Source organism: Planktothrix pseudagardhii (genome assembly GCF_904830925.1).
Classification (GTDB): Bacteria; Cyanobacteriota; Cyanobacteriia; order Cyanobacteriales; family Microcoleaceae; genus Planktothrix; species Planktothrix tepida.
Map to the genome: position 1 here is coordinate 1762325 of NZ_LR882967.1, position 20103 is coordinate 1782427.

Here is a 20103-nt window from a genome sequence, read left to right on the forward strand (position 1 = left end):
TTGGGCCAAAAACCTCATGAAAAAATTTCAGTAATTCTACGGTATTCAACACATAATTAATCGGTTATACTAAAGTTATTAACGTTAAATTAAGACGTTCTCCAGATATACCCAACGGCAATTTCCCCGATTGTACTGTTTAAACCGAGGAAAAATTGTACATCGGGTCAATAGAGATCGTCCTTCCTGTTCATCCCTTCAAATGGGTGCGATCTCCCGGCAACTACTGATTAGAATCCTTTGGCCATTAATTAATCAACTGAATTGAAAACCATGAAAAAACAAATTATTTTCATTGACTCCACTATCGACAACTACCCAAGCCTAATAGAAGGAGCCAACAAAAACGCAGAAATCGTGATTTTAGACCCAGACCCAAGTGGGGTAGAACAGATCACACAAGCACTCAAAGGCTTATCAAAAATTCAAGCCCTACATATCGTTTCTCACGGAAGCCCCGGTCATTTACAACTCGGTTCAGACCTTCTAAATAGGGAAAATTTAGATGGTTTTAGGAAACCACTTCAGCAGTGGGGAAAAGCCCTAACAAAAACCGCCGATATTTTAGTGTATGGATGTGAAGTAGCAGCCGGAAAAATAGGAGAAAAATTCATCCAGCACCTGAATCAAATGATAGGAGCTAACATAGCAGCATCCAGCCAAAAAACTGGCAATGCGACCCTAGGAGGAGACTGGAAATTAGACAAAACCATCGGGTCAATAGAAACCCCCCTAGCTTTTTCAGCAGTAACAATGGAAAACTATGGCGGAGTATTAGCAATCAAAAACTTCGACTTGAGTTCAATCTTCAGCGATGATGTCATTATTAACTATAATAACGGCACCACAGACCCCAGCCAAAATCCCTTCGGTTCACCGACATACGCCCTAGTCACTCAGTCTTTTGCCACCTTTAAAGCAGGAACCAATGGCAACGGTTTACCCGACAACGGCTTGTTTGCAGCCAACAGCTACCATCCCAACATTCAACTCGGCTACAATAACAGCAATGACGGCAACAATGCCAAAATCCTCACCACCAACAACTCATCCTTTACCTTTAACGTCACGGCTAGTCCCTACCAAAAAATTCACCTGTTTGCCACCGGGACAAATGGTAGCGGGACAATAAATATAAAATTTAACTATAGCGATAGCAGCACCAGCACCAGTACAGCCACAATTGCCGATATTGCCACTTCAATTACCGAGTCAGCTTCTAGTTACTATCTGATTAATGGACTAGACTTAAGTAACGATACAACCGGCTCAAGTTACTGGGATTTTAATGCTGGAAAAATCTTTGGTTTAGGGTTAACACCCGATACAACGAAAATCCTGCAAAGCATCACCATAACCCGAACCAGTGGCACAAATACAAACACTTGGTTGAACTTTTTTGGAGCAACAGGAGAATACAACAACAGCGCCCCCGTCCTAAATGCAGCTAACGTATCTAATTTAACCACAATTAACGAAGACCCGACAACCAATCCAGGGACATTAGTTTCCACCGTCTTAAGCAGTGGTTTCACCGATGCCAACAGCGACCCCAGTGGCATAGCAGTAACAGGGTTGAGCAATACAAGTAACGGAACTTGGCAGTTTTCTAACAATAACGGCAGCAATTGGACAGCATTTGGGGCAGTAACAAACAGTTCAGCGACTCTTTTAAGTAATACAGCTTTAGTTCGATTTGTTCCCAATGCCAACTTTAACGGCAATGTCAGTCTCACTTATCGAGGATGGGATGGCACCAGTGGCAGCAATGGACAAACGGGTGTGAATGTCAGCACCAATGGAGGAATAACAGCTTTTAGTACCGCCACAGCTACCTCTAATTTAAGTATTACTAATATTAACGACGCTCCTACAGGAACAGTTAGTATTACAGGAACAGCAACACAAAACCAAATTTTAACCGCCACCAATACCTTAGCGGATGCAGATGGTTTAGGAACATTAAATTATCAATGGCAAGAGTCAGGCGATAATGGAGTCAACTGGACAGATATTAGTGGAGCGACTAATAATACTTTGACCTTATCTCAAACCCAAGTGGGGAAAAAGGTACAGGTCAAAGTTAGTTATACAGACCTATTAGGAACAGCAGAAACAGTTAATAGTAGTCCAACTGCTGTAGTTACTAATGTTAACGACTTACCGACAGGTAATGTTACTATTACAGGAACAGCAACACAAAACCAAATTTTAACCGCCACAAATACCTTAGCAGATGTTGATGGTTTAGGAACGTTTAATTATCAATGGCAACAGTCATCTGATAATGGAGTCACTTGGACTGATATTAGTGGAGCGACAAATAATACTTTCACCTTATCTCAAGCACAAGTAGGGAAAAAGGTACAAGTAAAAGTTAGTTATACTGACTTATTAGGAACAGCAGAAACAGTTAATAGTAGTCCAACTGCTGTAGTTACTAATGTTAACGACTTACCGACAGGTAATGTTAGTATTACAGGAACAGCAACACAAAACCAAATTTTAACCGCCACAAATACCTTAGCAGATGTTGATGGTTTAGGAACGTTTAATTATCAATGGCAACAGTCATCTGATAATGGAGTCACTTGGACTGATATTAGTGGAGCGACAAATAATACTTTCACCTTATCTCAAGCACAAGTAGGGAAAAAGGTACAAGTAAAAGTTAGTTATACTGACTTATTAGGAACAGCAGAAACAGTTAATAGTAGTCCAACTGCTGTAGTTACTAATGTTAACGACTTACCGACAGGTAATGTTAGTATTACAGGAACAGCAACACAAAACCAAATTTTAACCGCCACCAATACTTTAGCGGATGTTGATGGTTTAGGAACGTTTAATTATCAATGGCAAGAGTCAGCCGATAATGGAGTCACCTGGACTAATATTAGTGGAGCGACTAATAATACGTTCACCTTATCTCAAACACAAGTTGGGAAAAATATACAGGTCAAAGTTAGTTATACTGACTTATTAGGAACAGCAGAAACGGTTAATAGTAGTCCAACTGCTGTGGTTTCTGGACTTTTGAATAATGCTCCTACAGGAACAGTTAATATTGCGGGTACAGCAAAACAAAATCAAACCTTAACGGCAACCAATACCTTAGCAGATGCAGATGGTTTAGGAACGTTTAATTATCAATGGCAAGAGTCAGCCGATAATGGAGTCACCTGGACTAATATTAGTGGAGCGACTAATAATACTTTTACCTTATCTCAAGCACAAGTAGGGAAAACGGTACAGGTAAAAGTTAGTTATACAGACCTATTAGGAACAGCAGAAACGGTTAATAGTAGTCCAACTTCTGTGGTTACTAATATTAACGACGCTCCTACAGGAACAGTTAATATTACAGGAACAGCAACACAAAACCAAATTTTAACCGCCACCAATAACTTAGCAGATGCAGATGGTTTAGGAACATTAAATTATCAATGGCAAGAGTCAGGCGATAATGGAGTCACCTGGACGAATATTAATGGAGCAACTAATAATACGTTCACCTTATCTCAAACACAAGTAGGGAAAAAGGTGCAGGTCAAAGTTAGTTATACTGACCTATTAGGAACAGCAGAAACAGTTAATAGTAGTCCGACTTCTGTGGTTTCTGGACTTTTGAATAATGCTCCTACAGGAACAGTTAATATTGCGGGTACAGCGACACAAAACCAAATTTTAACGGCAACCAATACCTTAGCAGATGTTGATGGTTTAGGAACGTTTAATTATCAATGGCAAGAGTCAGCCGATAATGGAGTCACCTGGACTAATATTAGTGGAGCAACTAATAATACGTTCGCCTTATCTCAAACACAAGTAGGGAAAAAGGTACAAGTAAAAGTTAGTTATACTGACCTATTAGGGACAGCAGAAACAGTTAATAGTTCACCTACAACTACCGTTACTAATGTTAACGACTTACCCACAGGTAATGTTAATATTACAGGAACAGCAAAACAAAATCAAACCTTAACGGCAACAAATACCTTAGCAGATGTTGATGGTTTAGGAACATTAAATTATCAATGGCAAGAGTCAGCCGATAATGGAGTCACCTGGAGTGATATTAGTGGAGCAACTAATAATACTTTTACCTTATCTCAAGCACAAGTTGGGAAAAAGGTGCAGGTAAAAGTTAGTTATACAGACCTATTAGGAACAGCAGAAACGGTTAATAGTAGTCCAACTTCTGTGGTTACTAATGTTAACGACGCTCCTACAGGAACAGTTAATATTACAGGAACAGCGACACAAAACCAAATTTTAACGGCAACCAATACCTTAGCAGATGTTGATGGTTTAGGAACGTTTAATTATCAATGGCAACAGTCAGCCGATAATGGAGTCACCTGGACTAATATTAGTGGAGCGACAAATAATACTTTCACCTTATCTCAAACGCAAGTAGGGAAAAAGGTACAGGTCAAAGTTAGTTATACTGACCTATTAGGGACAGCAGAAACGGTTAATAGTTCACCTACAACTACCGTTACTAATGTTAACGACTTACCCACAGGTAATGTTAGTATTACAGGAACAGCAACCCAAAACCAAATTTTAACCGCCACTAATACCTTAGCGGATGCAGATGGTTTAGGAACATTAAATTATCAATGGCAAGAGTCAGCCGATAATGGAGTCACCTGGACTAATATTAGTGGAGCGACTAATAATACGTTTACCTTATCTCAAACGCAAGTAGGGAAAAAGGTACAAGTCAAAGTTAGTTATACTGACTTATTAGGAACAGCAGAAACGGTTAATAGTAGTCCGACTGCTGTGGTTTCTGGACTTTTGAATAATGCTCCTACAGGAACAGTTAATATTACGGGTACAGCGACACAAAACCAAATTTTAACCGCCACCAATACCTTAGCAGATGCAGATGGTTTAGGTACTTTGAATTATCAATGGCAAGAGTCAGCCGATAATGGAGTCACCTGGACTAATATTAGTGCAGCGACTAATAATACTTTGACCTTATCCCAAACCCAAGTTGGGAAAACGGTACAGGCAAAAGTTAGTTATACTGACCTATTAGGAACAGCAGAAACTGTTAATAGTAGTCCGACTTCTGTGGTTACTAATATTAACGACGCTCCTACAGGAGCAGTTAATATTACGGGTACAGCAACCCAAAACCAAATTTTAACCGCAACCAATACCTTAGCAGATGCAGATGGTTTAGGTACTTTGAATTATCAATGGCAAGAGTCAGCCGATAATGGAGTTACCTGGACTAATATTAGTGGAGCGACTAATAATACTTTGACCTTATCCCAAACCCAAGTTGGGAAAACGGTACAGGCAAAAGTTAGTTATACTGACCTATTAGGAACAGCAGAAATAGTTAATAGTAGTCCGACTTCTGTGGTTACTAATATTAACGACGCTCCTACAGGAGCAGTTAATATTACGGGTACAGCGACACAAAACCAAATTTTAACCGCCACTAATACCTTAGCGGATATTGATGGTTTAGGAACGTTTAATTATCAATGGCAAGAGTCAGCCGATAATGGAGTTACCTGGACTGATATTAGTGGAGCGACTAATAATACTTTCACCTTATCTCAAACCCAAGTTGGGAAAACGGTACAGGCAAAAGTTAGTTATACTGACCTATTAGGAACAGCAGAAATAGTTAATAGTAGTCCGACTTCTGTGGTTACTAATATTAACGACGCTCCTACAGGAGCAGTTAATATTACGGGTACAGCGACACAAAACCAAATTTTAACCGCCACTAATACCTTAGCGGATATTGATGGTTTAGGAACGTTTAATTATCAATGGCAAGAGTCAGCCGATAATGGAGTTACCTGGACTGATATTAGTGGAGCGACTAATAATACTTTCACCTTATCTCAAACCCAAGTTGGGAAAACGGTACAAGCAAAAGTTAGTTATACAGACCTATTGGGAACAGCAGAAACAGTTAATAGTAGTCCGACTTCTGTGGTTTCTGGACTTTTGAATAATGCTCCTACAGGAACAGTTAATATTACGGGTACAGCAACACAAAACCAAATTTTAACGGCAACAAATACCTTAGTTGATGCAGATGGTTTAGGAACGTTTAATTATCAATGGCAAGAGTCAGCCGATAATGGAGTCACCTGGACTGATATTAGTGGAGCGACTAATAATACTTTCACCTTATCTCAAACCCAAGTTGGGAAAACGGTACAAGCAAAAGTTAGTTATACAGACCTATTGGGAACAGCAGAAACAGTTAATAGTAGTCCGACTTCTGTGGTTTCTGGACTTTTGAATAATGCTCCTACAGGAACAGTTAATATTACGGGTACAGCAACACAAAACCAAATTTTAACGGCAACAAATACCTTAGTTGATGCAGATGGTTTAGGAACGTTTAATTATCAATGGCAAGAGTCAGCCGATAATGGAGTCACCTGGACTGATATTAGTGGAGCGACTAATAATACTTTCACCTTATCTCAAACCCAAGTTGGGAAAACGGTACAAGCAAAAGTTAGTTATACAGACCTATTGGGAACAGCAGAAACAGTTAATAGTAGTCCGACTTCTGTGGTTTCTGGACTTTTGAATAATGCTCCTACAGGAACAGTTAATATTACGGGTACAGCAACACAAAACCAAATTTTAACGGCAACCAATACCTTAGCAGATGTTGATGGTTTAGGTACTTTTAATTATCAATGGCAAGAGTCAGCCGATAATGGAGTTACCTGGACTGATATTAGTGGAGCGACTAATAATACTTTCACCTTATCTCAAACCCAAGTTGGGAAAACGGTACAAGCAAAAGTTAGTTATACAGACCTATTGGGAACAGCAGAAACAGTTAATAGTAGTCCGACTTCTGTGGTTTCTGGACTTTTGAATAATGCTCCTACAGGAACAGTTAATATTACGGGTACAGCAACACAAAACCAAATTTTAACGGCAACAAATACCTTAGTTGATGCAGATGGTTTAGGAACGTTTAATTATCAATGGCAAGAGTCAGCCGATAATGGAGTCACCTGGACTGATATTAGTGGAGCGACTAATAATACTTTCACCTTATCTCAAACCCAAGTTGGGAAAACGGTACAAGCAAAAGTTAGTTATACAGACCTATTGGGAACAGCAGAAACAGTTAATAGTAGTCCGACTTCTGTGGTTTCTGGACTTTTGAATAATGCTCCTACAGGAACAGTTAATATTACGGGTACAGCAACACAAAACCAAATTTTAACGGCAACCAATACCTTAGCAGATGTTGATGGTTTAGGTACTTTTAATTATCAATGGCAAGAGTCAGCCGATAATGGAGTTACCTGGACTGATATTAGTGGAGCGACTAATAATACTTTCACCTTATCTCAAACCCAAGTTGGGAAAACGGTACAAGCAAAAGTTAGTTATACAGACCTATTGGGAACAGCAGAAACGGTTAATAGTAGTCCGACTTCTGTTGTTACTAATATTAATGACTTACCCACAGGTAATGTTAGTATTACGGGAACAGCAACACAAAACCAAATTTTAACTGCAACAAATACCTTAGCAGATGTTGATGGTTTAGGTACTTTTAATTATCAATGGCAAGAGTCCTCAGATAATGGAGTCACCTGGACTGATATTAGTGGAGCGACTAATAATACTTTGACCTTATCTCAAACCCAAGTGGGGAAAAAGGTACAGGCAAAAGTTAGTTATACTGACCTATTAGGAACAGCAGAAACAGTTAATAGTAGTCCGACTTCTGTGGTTTCTGGACTTTTGAATAATGCTCCTACAGGAACAGTTAATATTACAGGGACAGCGCAACAAAATCAAACCTTAACCGCCACCAATACCTTAGCGGATGTTGATGGTTTAGGAACGTTTAATTATCAATGGCAAGAGTCAGCCGATAATGGAGTTACCTGGACTGATATTAGTAAAGCGACTAATAAGACTTTCACCTTATCTCAAACCCAAGTTGGGAAAAAGGTACAGGTAAAAGTTAGTTATACCGATGGACAAGGAACCAAAGAAACCGTTAATAGTAACCCAACCAGTGCAGTGAGTAAAGAGAACACTCCCATTTCTGTTACTAAAGATTTAGATAACGGTAAGGGAGATACCGAAGGAACTCTGAGTTGGGCAATTAAAACGGCTAACGAGAAAGCCGGAGCCGATACCATCAAATTGAATACCGATGTGCGTCTGAATTTTGGTAGCGATGTGATTCGGATGTGGAGTTTGGTTGATAGCGATATGACTGTTGATGGGCAAGGACATACCATCAATGGGGATAACAATAATAATGGTAAAGCTGATAAAGATGACCGTCCGATTTTCTTCGTCAAATCAGGGAATGTGAGTTTTAAGAACCTGACCCTGAAAAATGCAGTTGCTAAGGGAAGCGATGGCTATAACTCCGGTGGTGGTGCGGGGATGGGAGGGGCACTGTTTATTTATCAAGGGAATGTCACGGTTGATGGGGTGAAGTTTGAGGGGAATCAAGCTATAGGTGGTAATGGCTTCTGGAGTTTCCAGCAGTTTGGTGGTGGAATTGGGTTGCAGAATATAGCAGCTAACAATGGCAGCGGCGGCATCAGCGGCAGCAAACACAGCGGCGACAACGGTGGCAGCGGCAACAATGGTGGCATCGGTGGCAACGGTGGCAACGGTGGCGACGGCGGCAAAGGCCCCAACGGTGGCAACGGTGGCATCGGCGGTAGTGGCGGCAACGGCGGCATCGGCGGCAACGGCGGCAACGGTGGCAACGGCGGCGAAGGCGGCAAAAAAAGCATCGATGGTAGCGGTGGCAACGGCGGCATCGGCGGCAACGGCGGCAACGGCGGCTTCGGCGGCAGCGGCGGCTTCGGCGGTAGCGGCGGCGGCGGTGGGAAAAGAAGCGACGGCAGAGGCATCGGCGGCAACGGCGGCAACGGCGGCAACGGCGGCAACGGCGGTTTTGGCGGTGGCGGCAGCAACGGCGGCATCGGCGGCATCGGCGGCTTTGGCGGCGGCAGAAGTGGCGGCGATGGTGCAGGGATGGGAGGTGCAATCTTTATCCGCAGTGGCAGCTTAAACATTAACAACGGTTCTAGCTTGACTAATAACCGTGTCCAGGGTGGATATGGTGGTGATGACGAAAAGACTACTGATGATGGACAAGGTTTTGGCGGAGCTATATTTGCCCTCACCCAAGCCACGCTTGATGCTCAAAAGAAAATTAATGACCAAGGTTTACCCGCATCCAATGAACTCCCCATCATCAATATCAGTAGCGATACAACGTTCTCAGGGAATTCTGCCTCCCATGCAGCCACCAAGACCCAAGAGGTGACAGGGACTGACCTGAATACTGATGCCATCTTTGCTCGTACCACTGAGATTACAATGGCAACCCCTAACACTCCTCAAACCCCCGCTAAAATCACCCAAACCGTGAAAGCCAAAGGTCAAGATGGGCCGATTGCTGGCGGGACAGTGTTCTTAGATGTGAATGGGAATAGTATTCAAGACAGTGGCGAACCGACTAGCACCACCGATGCGGCAGGTAATTTCACCCTTGAGATTGCTGGGGACTTCGACACCAATGGCAATGGCATTTTAGACCCCGAAGAAGGTCAATATGTGATTGTCGGGGGTACAGATGCAATTACCGGACAAGCCTTTACTGGCATCCTCAAAGCTATTCCCGGTTCCACAATGGTTACACCTCTAACGACTCTAGTGGCTACCCTAGTCAATACAGGATTGACCCCAGAAGAAGCTCAAACCCAAGTCAAAACCTCTCTGGGACTGCCCAGCACCATTGATTTAGCGACCTTTGACCCGATTGCAGCAGCCCAAGCGGGTTCCAGTGAAGCGTTAGCTGTCTTAGCGGCACAAGTGGCAGTTCAAACCACTATGACCCAATTAGGTGCTTCCTATCAAGCCATTGATCCAACGGCTGATGTCAGTATCTTGACTAATTCAATTGTTAATGCTTCTGCCTCTGCTATTTCACAAGGTTCGTTGAATTTGAGTGATCCTAACCAAATCCAAACTCTGTTAAATGATGCTATTAACAGCATAGACTCAACGCAGTTAAACCCAGAGGATAGCCTCAAATTACAACAAATTAGCAGCAACGTCGCTCAACTTTCTGAGGTGATTGCCGCCAGTAACGAGCAAATCCTGACCGCTACCAGCACTGATGGCATCTTCCAAGCCCAAAAAGTTGCCCAAACCAGCGTCACAGAAGATTTAAGCGCTGCCTTCAGTGGTACAAAATCCTTTGACGAAGTAGTAGCTGAGAATACTGGAGAAGCCTTAACCACTCAAATTGCTACCACCACCATCGATACTTCTGTCATTGACCAACCCACAACAGATCCCAACAATCCAGACACAGGAGGAACCATCATTGATAACGGTAATATTACCCCGAATCAAGAGGTTATTAATAGTAGCACCGTTGGGTTAATAAATTCCGTTAATCCTACAACTCCAACTCCCTCAACTCCCACCCCAAAAACAACTAATCCCTCATCCCTGAGCGACCCCATCGAACAGTTTATCGCTCGGAAAAATCTAACCTCCATTCCCACCAGTAACCCCCCCGATGACCTGCTCTTAGGAGATGAGCGTCCCAACTCCCTCAGTGGCGGTGTCGGTCAGGATACCTTACTCGGTTATGGTGAAGCCGATTTCCTCTCAGGAAACCCAGGTCAAGACCTGATTTATGGATTCCTCGGAAACGACCTAATTTATGGTGGAGCCGATGAAGACTGGGTGGGAGGCGGTAAGGACAATGACCTGATTTTCGGAGGTTTAGGAAACGATACCCTCAGTGGTGATTTAGGCAATGATACGGTATTAGGAGAAGTTGGAAACGACCTGTTAGTCGGTCATGCTGGAGAAGATCTGTTGTCAGGAGGTACAGGGAACGATAACCTTTACGGTGGCGACGATAACGATCTGATTCATGGCGGTCAAGGCGACGATTTTGTAGATGGAAGTAACGGCGATGATTTAGTCACAGGAGATTTAGGCAATGATACCCTCAATGGTGGAGTCGGAACAGATTCCCTCATTGGCGGTCAAGGAGCCGATATCTTTATGTTAAATCCGGGTGAAAATGGCGATATCATCCTAGATTTCGTCGGAGGTGAGGATCTGTTAAAATTGACGCAAAATTATAGTTTTAATCAGCTTACCATCCTGCAAGGGAGTGGAACTCAAGCCGGAAATACCTTGATTCAAGTCGCAGCCAATAATGAACTTTTAGCCACTTTAATCGGTGTTCCTGCTAACTCAATTACCGCTAATTCCTTTGTCATGAATTAACGAATACATCCCGAAACCCGGTTTCTTCAAGTCAGAAATTTCATTAACCAAACATTAGAAGTTATTTGGCTTGGTCAAATCCACTCGAAAACGACATCGAGAAATTGATGCTCTTACACAGCAGGTTTGGGGCGATCGCTCCTTAAGTTGACGCCAATGGGGCGCGCCTCGCCCCTACAATGACTTGAAATTTAATACTCAATCATCTGCTCTAAAGCGTTTTGTAAATCTTGGGTTAAATTCGCAACTGCTTGACGGCGATTCGTTTGATAATCTGACCATTTTTGACTGACAGAAATCGGTTCCCCAACGGTTAATTTAGCTCTTTTTTTCCCTAAGTTAGGAGGTTTAATCGAAGTATTCCCCTTTAACTGATTGATCATTCTCCAAACAATTAAAGTTGTTTCTGCAAACCGATCAAACGTGGGATTTTCTCGAATATAACGACCCGTTACCGCCACAAAACTTTCCACTAATCTCATATTCCACATTCTCAAACTCGCTTCAATTGCCACCCGATCCGCTAATCCCAATTCTACGACCGACCAGTTATCATTTCCTTTAAGATTATATCGATAAATACAATCCCATCCTGCTTGTTCTAAACGACGACAACGACTATTTAAATCCCCCGTTGGTTTCAGATTAAAATATTCTTCAGCAACAGTTAACGCAATATCTAATAATCGTTTTAAACGTTCTGAAAAATCAAGGGTTTCATCTTGAGGAATGCTGCGATGATAAAATTGGCGATAAAAATTTTCCATCGTATCTAATAGATAATTTCCTAATCGCATTAAACGACCATAGAGAGACTGAGTTGTTAATTCTTCAGTTTTTTGAGGTAAGTTACAATCTTTTTCTAATTGAGAAATTAATCTTTCTAAATCTTGCCAATTATCTTGAATATAAAAATATTGAATTCCAATGGGAACTAAATAAACCTCTTCAGTTCGTTCTGCTTTTTCTAAATCTTCTACACACCAAAATCCTAATTGAGCAATTCCGGGTTCTAAAGGACTAATACTTTGATTATGCCCATTGGTTGCCCCTTCTGGTGCAGCAGCTAAGGGAAATTGACCTGTTAGAAATAAATCCCTCGCCGAACGTAATCCTAATCGATCAACTTTTCCCCTTAAAATTGACGTTCCTCCTAATTTTGGAAATAACCAAGTAACAAATTGTCCCGCCCATAAGGGAATACCCCGATCATACATAAAATGAGCATGAATTGGATCAGATAAAGCAATTCCCTGTTGTTTTGCAGTTTCAGGAACAAATCGCCATAATAATTGACTCATACAAAACGGATCATCTGTATTGGGATGACGAAATGCTAATAAAAATCGAATTTTTCCGCTTTGGAACTGTTGATAAAGATTCACTAAGCGTTCAACTTTTTCTCCTTTAATCTCTACTAACGGTGTTTTCCATTTAATCCAAAAGGGAATTCCCCACTGGCAAATTTTTAGCACAAACGGATTAAAATTAGGAGGAATAAAATCCAGGGTGGGTTGTATATTAGTAATCAGATTAACCATAAATTAAGGTTGAGAAAATTTAATAAGTATTAACGCTTATTTAACCCAGCCAATTGCCAGCAAGGGGATGAGAAAATAAAAAGTTAATCATCCAGTAATTTCTATGTTCCTGCACTGATGATCGTTTGCTGTTCAGCATAACATTCAGTCAGAGAGTTTTTGTTGTTTTCCTTATTGTTTGCCTAAATGCTTCTCCTGTTTACAACACCTGACTCTGCATTAGGTAAAACACATCATCATAGAACTCTTGAATATTTCTGTCAATGTCTAAAATTTACCCATAATTCGTTACAATGACAACCGAACTTTACACCTAAAAACGGTTTCCTTTAAAAGTAAAAGGACAAATTATCAAATTTTCTCTTAGAAGGCAGGTAGAAAGGATGAACCCCACCGACTTGACCCAAGCATTTCCAACTGGTTATTGTTTCCCAACCCCCCTTGATCACTATACAGATCAAGTCACCTATTCTGTTCAGACCATCGGTGAATTAGTTGTAACCACTGGAAAAATTGCCCTTTGTGATCCTTTAGTTCCGCTTAATCCTCATCTGTGTTTGACTCAACCCCTGCCCGTAGGTCGTTATCCGGTTAAACTCAGTATTGCCACATTCCATGACCGAAAAGAGCAAAGAGTTGCCTGTGCAATGTTAGTCCTTCAAGAGCAACCTGCGGTAACATGGGAATTAGCAGTTTCTTTTCAGGGAGTGCCAGAATCGGGTTATCCTGTGGATTCAGGAACCAGATGTTTTATGGATGGCGAAGTGGTTCAACGGTTATCTTCCCTGTCACAAACTGAGTTTGAAACCTATTATCATCACTTAGATCAAACCTTAGATCAAACCTATCTGGATACTTGGGATTGGGCCAATTTCTGCTTAGAAGAATCAACCGGATTGAATATTATTGCCTTTCATTCCGGTTGGGGAGAAGGGTATTATTCCTCCTATTGGGGTTATGATCAACAAGGTAATCCAGTTTGTTTAGTCACCGATTTTAAACTGTTTGAGTTGCGAGAGGATCAATAACTTGCAGTAAGGTTTTAATACTGGCATTGTGATCCAAAAAAGAAAACAAATGTTTATATTTCAGAATGCCTTTTTGATCTAAAACAAATTGAGCAGGTAAGGGTGCACCTAGAGCTTGTCCTACTTGATACAATCCAAAAATGCCACAGCTTGGATCACTTAGCAATGGCATTTTTAATCCTAGATCTTTGACGACAATTTTGCTTTGACGTTCATCGGTACTCGTAATCATTAACACTTCCACTCCCCGTTGAACAAATTCTTCATAGTGTTCGTTCAGGGCTTTAATATGGGGATAACAAAACGGGCAATATTGTTTTTCTGTAAAAATGCGGGTAAAAGCCAAAATCACAGGGCGATCCCCTCGAAATTGAGACAACCGGATTAATTGACCATTGGTAATATCCGGTAATGCAAAATCTGGCGTTTTCATCCCCAACTGTAAATTACTGGTGGCGGGGATCGGAAAAAAGTTATTCCAAAATCGGCGATTAATTAAACCCGTAAAATCGTTAGAAGTCAGCATAAGAGTTTGTTGTTGATTACTCTTCCCAGTTTAAAACAATCTTATATAGCAGGGAACAGGGAACAGATAGGTTCATAGGAGTGTACGGTTATCAGTCTATGTCCTAACACCCCAGGTGCCACTACTATAAAATGTAAACCCGCCTTCACACAATTGTTAAGACGGGTTGTGAATAGTTTTTTGTCGGGAATAATCTTAGACCTAGACCGCAGCAAAGAATTCTTTGGACTTGACGGGATCAGGGATCATGGTTTTATCACCCGGTTGCCAACCCGCAGGGCAAACTTCATCGGGGTGGGCTTGAACATATTGAATGGCTTGCAGTGTCCGCAGAGTTTCATCCACGTTGCGACCAAAGGCGAGGTTATTGATCGTAGCGTGTTGAATTACCCCTTCTTTGTCAATGATGAACAGACCCCGCAAGGCAATTCCGGCATCGGGATCAAGAACGTTGTAAGCCGTGCTGATTTCTTTTTTCAGGTCAGCCACTAAAGCATAGTTCAGATCACCTACACCACCGGATTTACGATCAGTTTGAATCCAAGCCAGGTGAGAGAATTCGCTATCTACAGACACGCCGAGAATTTGAGTGTTGAGTTTTGTAAACTCTTCGGCGCGATCGCTAAACGCAGTAATTTCAGTCGGACAAACAAAAGTAAAGTCTAAGGGGTAGAAGAACAAAACCACATACTTACCCCGATAGTCAGAGAGTTTGATCGTTTTAAATTCTTGGTCAACAACTGCCGTCGCTGTAAAATCGGGGGCGACTTGGCCAACACGCAGGCACTCAGCCATGAATAATACTCCTTAAACTGATGATGGTAAAGTTTCCTTCAAGAAAATTAGGATAGCGTTAATCCCAATTTTTTGATTGTTTTACAATTTATTACAATTATATCATACTCGAAATGAGTACAGTTAGACAAGATTTATCAAAAAAGTCAGCCATCATCTGACTGACTCAATGCCTTACAGCAGAGGCTTATACCATTTCGTTTACATGGCTCAGGCGGGATTTGAACCTGCGACCTTGGGCTTATGAGTCCCCTGCTCTAACCACTGAGCTACTGAGCCTTGATTGATTCACGATTTATTAATATCGCACAACTTGTTCCCAAATGTAAACCCCCTGTTTAAATTTTTTTTAGGGGGTTTAAGGAATCAGAGATTGGGCATCGGTCAACTCTCAATGGTCAACCCTTAACCCCTAGCTAATAATTCTGAGACACCATTGAACTGTCGGGAGGCAAGAAGGCAATTGGGTTAACAGCACCTTCACCCTTGGGATGGATTTCAAAGTGCAGGTGCGGCCCTGTACTGCGACCTGTAGTTCCCATCTCTGAAATTTGCTCCCCTTGAGCTACTTTTTGGCCTTCGTTGACCAGGACACGATCATTGTGGGCGTAAACGGTTAAACTGCCGTCGGGATGTTCAATTTCGACTAAATTGCCATAGCCACCATCATTCCATCCTGCGTAGGTCACAACCCCAGGAGCCGCCGCAAAAATCGGAGTTCCGATAGGGCCAGCAATATCAATTCCCTTGTGCATCCGTCCCCAGCGCCAACCATAGGGAGAAGACAGAATCCCAGCAGCCGGCCAAATATAGCCATTGAAGCGCATGGAACCATTAGGCAAGTAAGCATCTGGCCCAGGCAGGGGTGGTAACTGCGGAGAAACCATCTGACCCAAGGTAGGGTTATTTAACGGATCGTAGGCTTTAGCCCCAATGGGAGCCGTAGCGACCACCGAACGTCTGGACTCCGGTTGCAGTTGAGTCGATGGAGTTCTATTTGCATTCCGAGACACTTGCGCCAACTGTTGAGCAGATAAGTTCTGTTCAACTTGAGTGGCTTTTTGCTGCTGGGAATACCCTTGAGGATTGAACTCTGGATTAATTCGTTTTTGCCGATGTGCAGAAGTCGTCGTCACCGAGGTCAAGGTTTTCACCGTTGACTCTTCACCTGACTCTAAGGATATATTCATCACCTGATAGCCACTCTGGGCTTTATATTCCTCTCGCAGGCGTTCTACTTCAGATCTCAGGCGATCTGAATACAACTTATTAACGGCTTCTGATTTACGGACAGAAACCTGTTGAACGGCCATCTGTTGAGACAGGGAAGATTTTTCTACTTCAACAGGAATGGAAACCGCTTCAGCCGCAACGGGAGTAGGAGATTCAACCCCATTGACCACACGGGAAGCTAATTGGTTTAACGATAGTTGATTTAAAGTGCTGTGGGTCGGAATTGAACTCAAGGTGGCAACCGCTTCCTTCGGAAAATCGGTGACTGAAGAACCCTTGCTATTGAGTTCTGAGGGAATGACGGCTGGAAGTACGGCTTGAGGTAATCTCCCGCCTAAAGCACTTAAGTCTGTGGTTGAAGAAAGCTGTTGTGAAGAGGGGGAAGCCTCTAAACGAATTTGAGAATCTGGCCCAGAATTCGTTACTGGAGAAGACGGACTGCTAGAAAAACTACTCGCCAGTTGCTTAGGAATTTTTAGACTTTGATGAACACTAAGAACATTGGGATCCGTTAGCTGATTCGCCTTTATCAGGGCATCTACGGAAACATTGTGCAGTGTAGCAATCCGATCTAAGGTATCACCCGAACCCACCTGATAAACTTCTGCAACAGTTGGGTTACTCGCATCGGTCGGAATCACAAACGCTCCAGCGCTCTCTTGGGAGAGTGTATCTAAGGAATTACCCTGAGCCGTATGGTTTGGCTGCAATTCCTGAGTCGCTTCAGTGGGCGTTTCTGAAATCTGCACCGATGGATCTAAAGAGTTCTGAGTTGCTGAGGTTTCAACTTCATGGGAGGGACGAATCTGCCCAATGGATGGGGTGCGAGATTCGTTCAGCGTAACCGATTGAGGCAACGATTCCGAGGAAACACTAGGTTGAGACTCTGGTGTAGAAACCGCTTCTACATCGGTTCGATCCGATGTTTCTAGCCCGACATCAGGAGATTGACTGCTCCTGTTGACAACGTTCTCGCCTGCATTGAGACGGGAAACTGTTCGTAACAGGGACGGCTGCCAGTCCGATTGAGATGCTTGTTCCCCAGAGCCCGTATTGACTTGATTGGGAGACGCATCGGTCATCGCGGAGGATGACTGCAAGGCTGGATTCGGATCAGGATTGGATAACTCTGCCGCCACGGCATAATCATTGGCTTGATTGCTGAGAATCCCAGAAGCAATGGCTAAACCCAAAAATGCGACAGAGGTACGAACCTTATAACTGCCAGAGTGTGAGACCTGTTGTTTGGTCTGCCCTGTTGCACTCTGATCTAAATCTAAACCGGAATCTAAATCTAAATTAGGCATGGCAACAGGTTGATCATGATTTGGAACTGTTCCTTTCAAAGAACGACCTCCTATGGAGAAGCGCTGAACTGTCCTCGAACCGCTCAAGAACGTAATATCAGTAGATCTAATCACATTAATGATTGATTGAAATCACTGACAATAATCCTGATTACGTCAGATTACCTTGCTTTTTCAATTTCGGCAAGAAAAGCGAAAGTTCCATAGAAAGGCAAACCCTGAAAACTAACGTTCTTAAAAACAATAACCCTTGAGGGTCGAGGAACTTTAAAGATTAAGTGAACTCTGTTACAAGAGTCCAGATGAGAATCTACACCAGTTTCTACCAGAAATACAATAGGAATGGAATCCCTTGAATTTATGGAGATTAGCTTGCCAGATAGTTCGCAAATCAACGGTGAAGAAGCTAAGATTGAAGTCAATTAAGGGTTTGGGCTTTTTTGACCCGGGTCAAAAAACACCCGTTTAGATGAATAAAATCTATCACTGTTGGGGGTCAATTGAATCCGGGTATTTATAAAAAAAAGTTATCACAGAAATTTTTCCTAAAACCGGGGGTTTTGATTCACCGATTTTAGGCAAAGTAACCCAATTGTCTGCGGGCTTCAAATAAACTAATGGCAACACTCACGGAGAGATTCAAGCTCCGAACTCCGGGCTGGGCCATTGGAATATAGACGGTGGCGGTGCAAGCGTCCAACACATCGGAGGGCAGCCCTGTGGTTTCACTTCCAAACAGTAGCCAGTCTGAATCTTGAAACTGAAACTGGGCATAGTTGGAAGCACCTCTGGTACTAAATCCCAGCAAACGTCCACTCTGTTGTTGATGATAGGTCTCAAAGGTGAAGAAATCGGGATGATAGGTTAAGGAAACATAGGGCCAATAATCTAAACCCGCTCGCTTGAGGTAGCGATCGCTAATTTCAAATCCTAATGGCCCGACTAAATGCAATTGGGTACAGGTGGCTGCACAGGTACGAGCGATATTCCCGGTATTGGGTGGGATTTGTGGCTGAACTAAGACAACGTGAGGCATGAGGTAATCAAACCAGAAAACAAGGACTTTAGGGGGTGCTCACCCCCCGGCATTGAGAACAAATCTATAGTTTTTCTTTATGTTTTGTAAAGAAATTTATCGATAAGATATTCTCATCAAAAAATGGGCCATTTTTCACGCTACTAACGGTTGACAAATCTGATCTTCAAATTCTTGCTCTTGCTGTTCCATGTTTTGAATGGCGTGCTGAACAATAGCGCGAGTTTCCCAACCTTGTTGGGACAAATTCACCCATTGTTGGGCTGTAGAGCCTTCTCGCAGTAATTTTTTCACCGGAGACAAAAAACAGCTAAACCCATGTTTTTTGGCAATAGGCCAAACTTCTTGATACAGTTGTTCAATCCAATCTCTAGCGATGATTAAACGTCCGTCTTGCCAATGTCGCAATTGGGCATCTAAGCTATGGTGAGCGGCTTGGATTTCATTTTCATCGCTCAGGGCAACTAAATCTTCAGCACGACGAGTTGCCGGAAGTTCACTGTGTTGGAGTGGATCTAGGTCAGGGTTCTCTAACAGTTGCCAAAGGCGTGCTTCTAATAAAGCTGTGACCGCTAACAAGGCAATGGGGTTAACCATCAAATCACAAATTCTCAGTTCCAGACGATTTAAGTTATAGGGACGGCGATCGCCATTGGGCCGTACCGATGACCACAGGTGACGAACATTCTGCATGGTTCCTTTTTGAAGTTGTTCTTCTGTCCAGTCAATAAAATGGCGATGGCTTTCAAATAAGGGGACATAGGCTGGGGTTTTGGGAAACAGATGCCAACGGGTGGAATGATACCCCGTGACTTCACCGCCTAAGAAGGGAGAAGAGGCACTCATCGCTAAATAAAGGGGGGCTTCAACCCGCACTAAGCGAATGGCTTGCATTAACTGTTCGGGGTCAGCGATGCCAACATTAATATGAATACTGGCGGTGACGACATCGGTACCGTAGGTTTGTTCAATATAAGTATGATAGGGATTTTGCGGATCAGACCGATAAAAATGCTTTGTGTCTCCCAAGGATAATGTACTTCCCGGTAACAGGGTATAGTCTCCCAACTGTTGTAAATAATTTCGCAGTATCCGTCGAGGTCGAATCAAGGCACACAACAAACGATCATAATTACACAGGGGGGCGGTGGTATATTCGACGTTTCGGCTATCAGGTTCTCGAACAAATCCGTCTAAATCCGCAACAATTTTATCGGACAGCCCCACAATATCGCCCTGGGGAGTTCCCGTATACATTTCAACTTCAAAACCTTTGGATAAGAGCATAGTTCAGTTCCTGGGCGGAGTGTAAAGAGCTAATCAATAG

8 protein-coding genes and 1 tRNA gene are annotated in these 20103 nt (G+C 42.6%); 2 read left to right on the forward strand and 7 right to left on the reverse strand.

All coding sequences use genetic code 11. The features are described from left to right. Window positions 1-273: 273 nt before the first annotated feature. Window positions 274-11310, forward strand: a complete 11037-nt coding sequence (locus NMK36_RS07530) for a DUF4347 domain-containing protein (protein WP_254173446.1) — start codon at window positions 274-276, stop codon at window positions 11308-11310. Window positions 11311-11501: 191 nt separating this feature from the next. On the opposite strand, the gene NMK36_RS07535 is transcribed toward NMK36_RS07530, so the two are convergent. Further along, a complete protein-coding gene (locus NMK36_RS07535) occupies window positions 11502-12851 on the reverse strand; it encodes a glycerol acyltransferase (RefSeq protein WP_072720734.1) in 1350 nt (449 codons plus the stop codon). Window positions 12852-13234: 383 nt separating this feature from the next. On the opposite strand from NMK36_RS07535, the gene NMK36_RS07540 reads away from it, so the two are divergent. Next, window positions 13235-13879 carry a DUF4241 domain-containing protein gene (locus NMK36_RS07540; RefSeq protein ID WP_072720735.1) on the forward strand — a complete coding sequence of 215 codons (645 nt, stop codon included), beginning with the start codon at window positions 13235-13237 and terminating at the stop codon, window positions 13877-13879. On the opposite strand, the gene NMK36_RS07545 is transcribed toward NMK36_RS07540, so the two are convergent. The 6 genes from NMK36_RS07545 to gshA form a co-directional block, all read right to left on the reverse strand. Beyond that, window positions 13848-14405, reverse strand: a complete 558-nt coding sequence (locus NMK36_RS07545; RefSeq protein WP_072720736.1) for a peroxiredoxin family protein — start codon at window positions 14403-14405, stop codon at window positions 13848-13850. The two genes, NMK36_RS07540 and NMK36_RS07545, sit on opposite strands and share 32 nt — an antisense overlap. A gap of 201 nt (window positions 14406-14606) precedes the next feature. Continuing rightward, entirely contained in the window at window positions 14607-15200 is a 594-nt protein-coding gene (locus NMK36_RS07550; RefSeq protein ID WP_072720737.1) for a peroxiredoxin, read from the reverse strand. 206 nt (window positions 15201-15406) lie between these two features. Continuing rightward, window positions 15407-15479, reverse strand: a tRNA-Met gene (locus tag NMK36_RS07555). A 137-nt stretch (window positions 15480-15616) separates the two neighbouring features. Further along, the gene (locus NMK36_RS07560) at window positions 15617-17779 is read right to left on the reverse strand and encodes a peptidoglycan DD-metalloendopeptidase family protein (RefSeq protein ID WP_072720738.1); all 2163 of its coding nucleotides are present in this window, start codon (window positions 17777-17779) and stop codon (window positions 15617-15619) included. Window positions 17780-18314: 535 nt separating this feature from the next. Further along, complete coding sequence (locus NMK36_RS07565) at window positions 18315-18776, reverse strand: tRNA (cytidine(34)-2'-O)-methyltransferase (RefSeq protein WP_072720739.1); 462 nt, start codon at window positions 18774-18776, stop codon at window positions 18315-18317. A gap of 135 nt (window positions 18777-18911) precedes the next feature. Further along, entirely contained in the window at window positions 18912-20063 is a 1152-nt protein-coding gene (gene gshA, locus NMK36_RS07570; RefSeq protein WP_072720740.1) for a glutamate--cysteine ligase, read from the reverse strand. Between the last annotated feature and the right edge of the window lie 40 nt (window positions 20064-20103).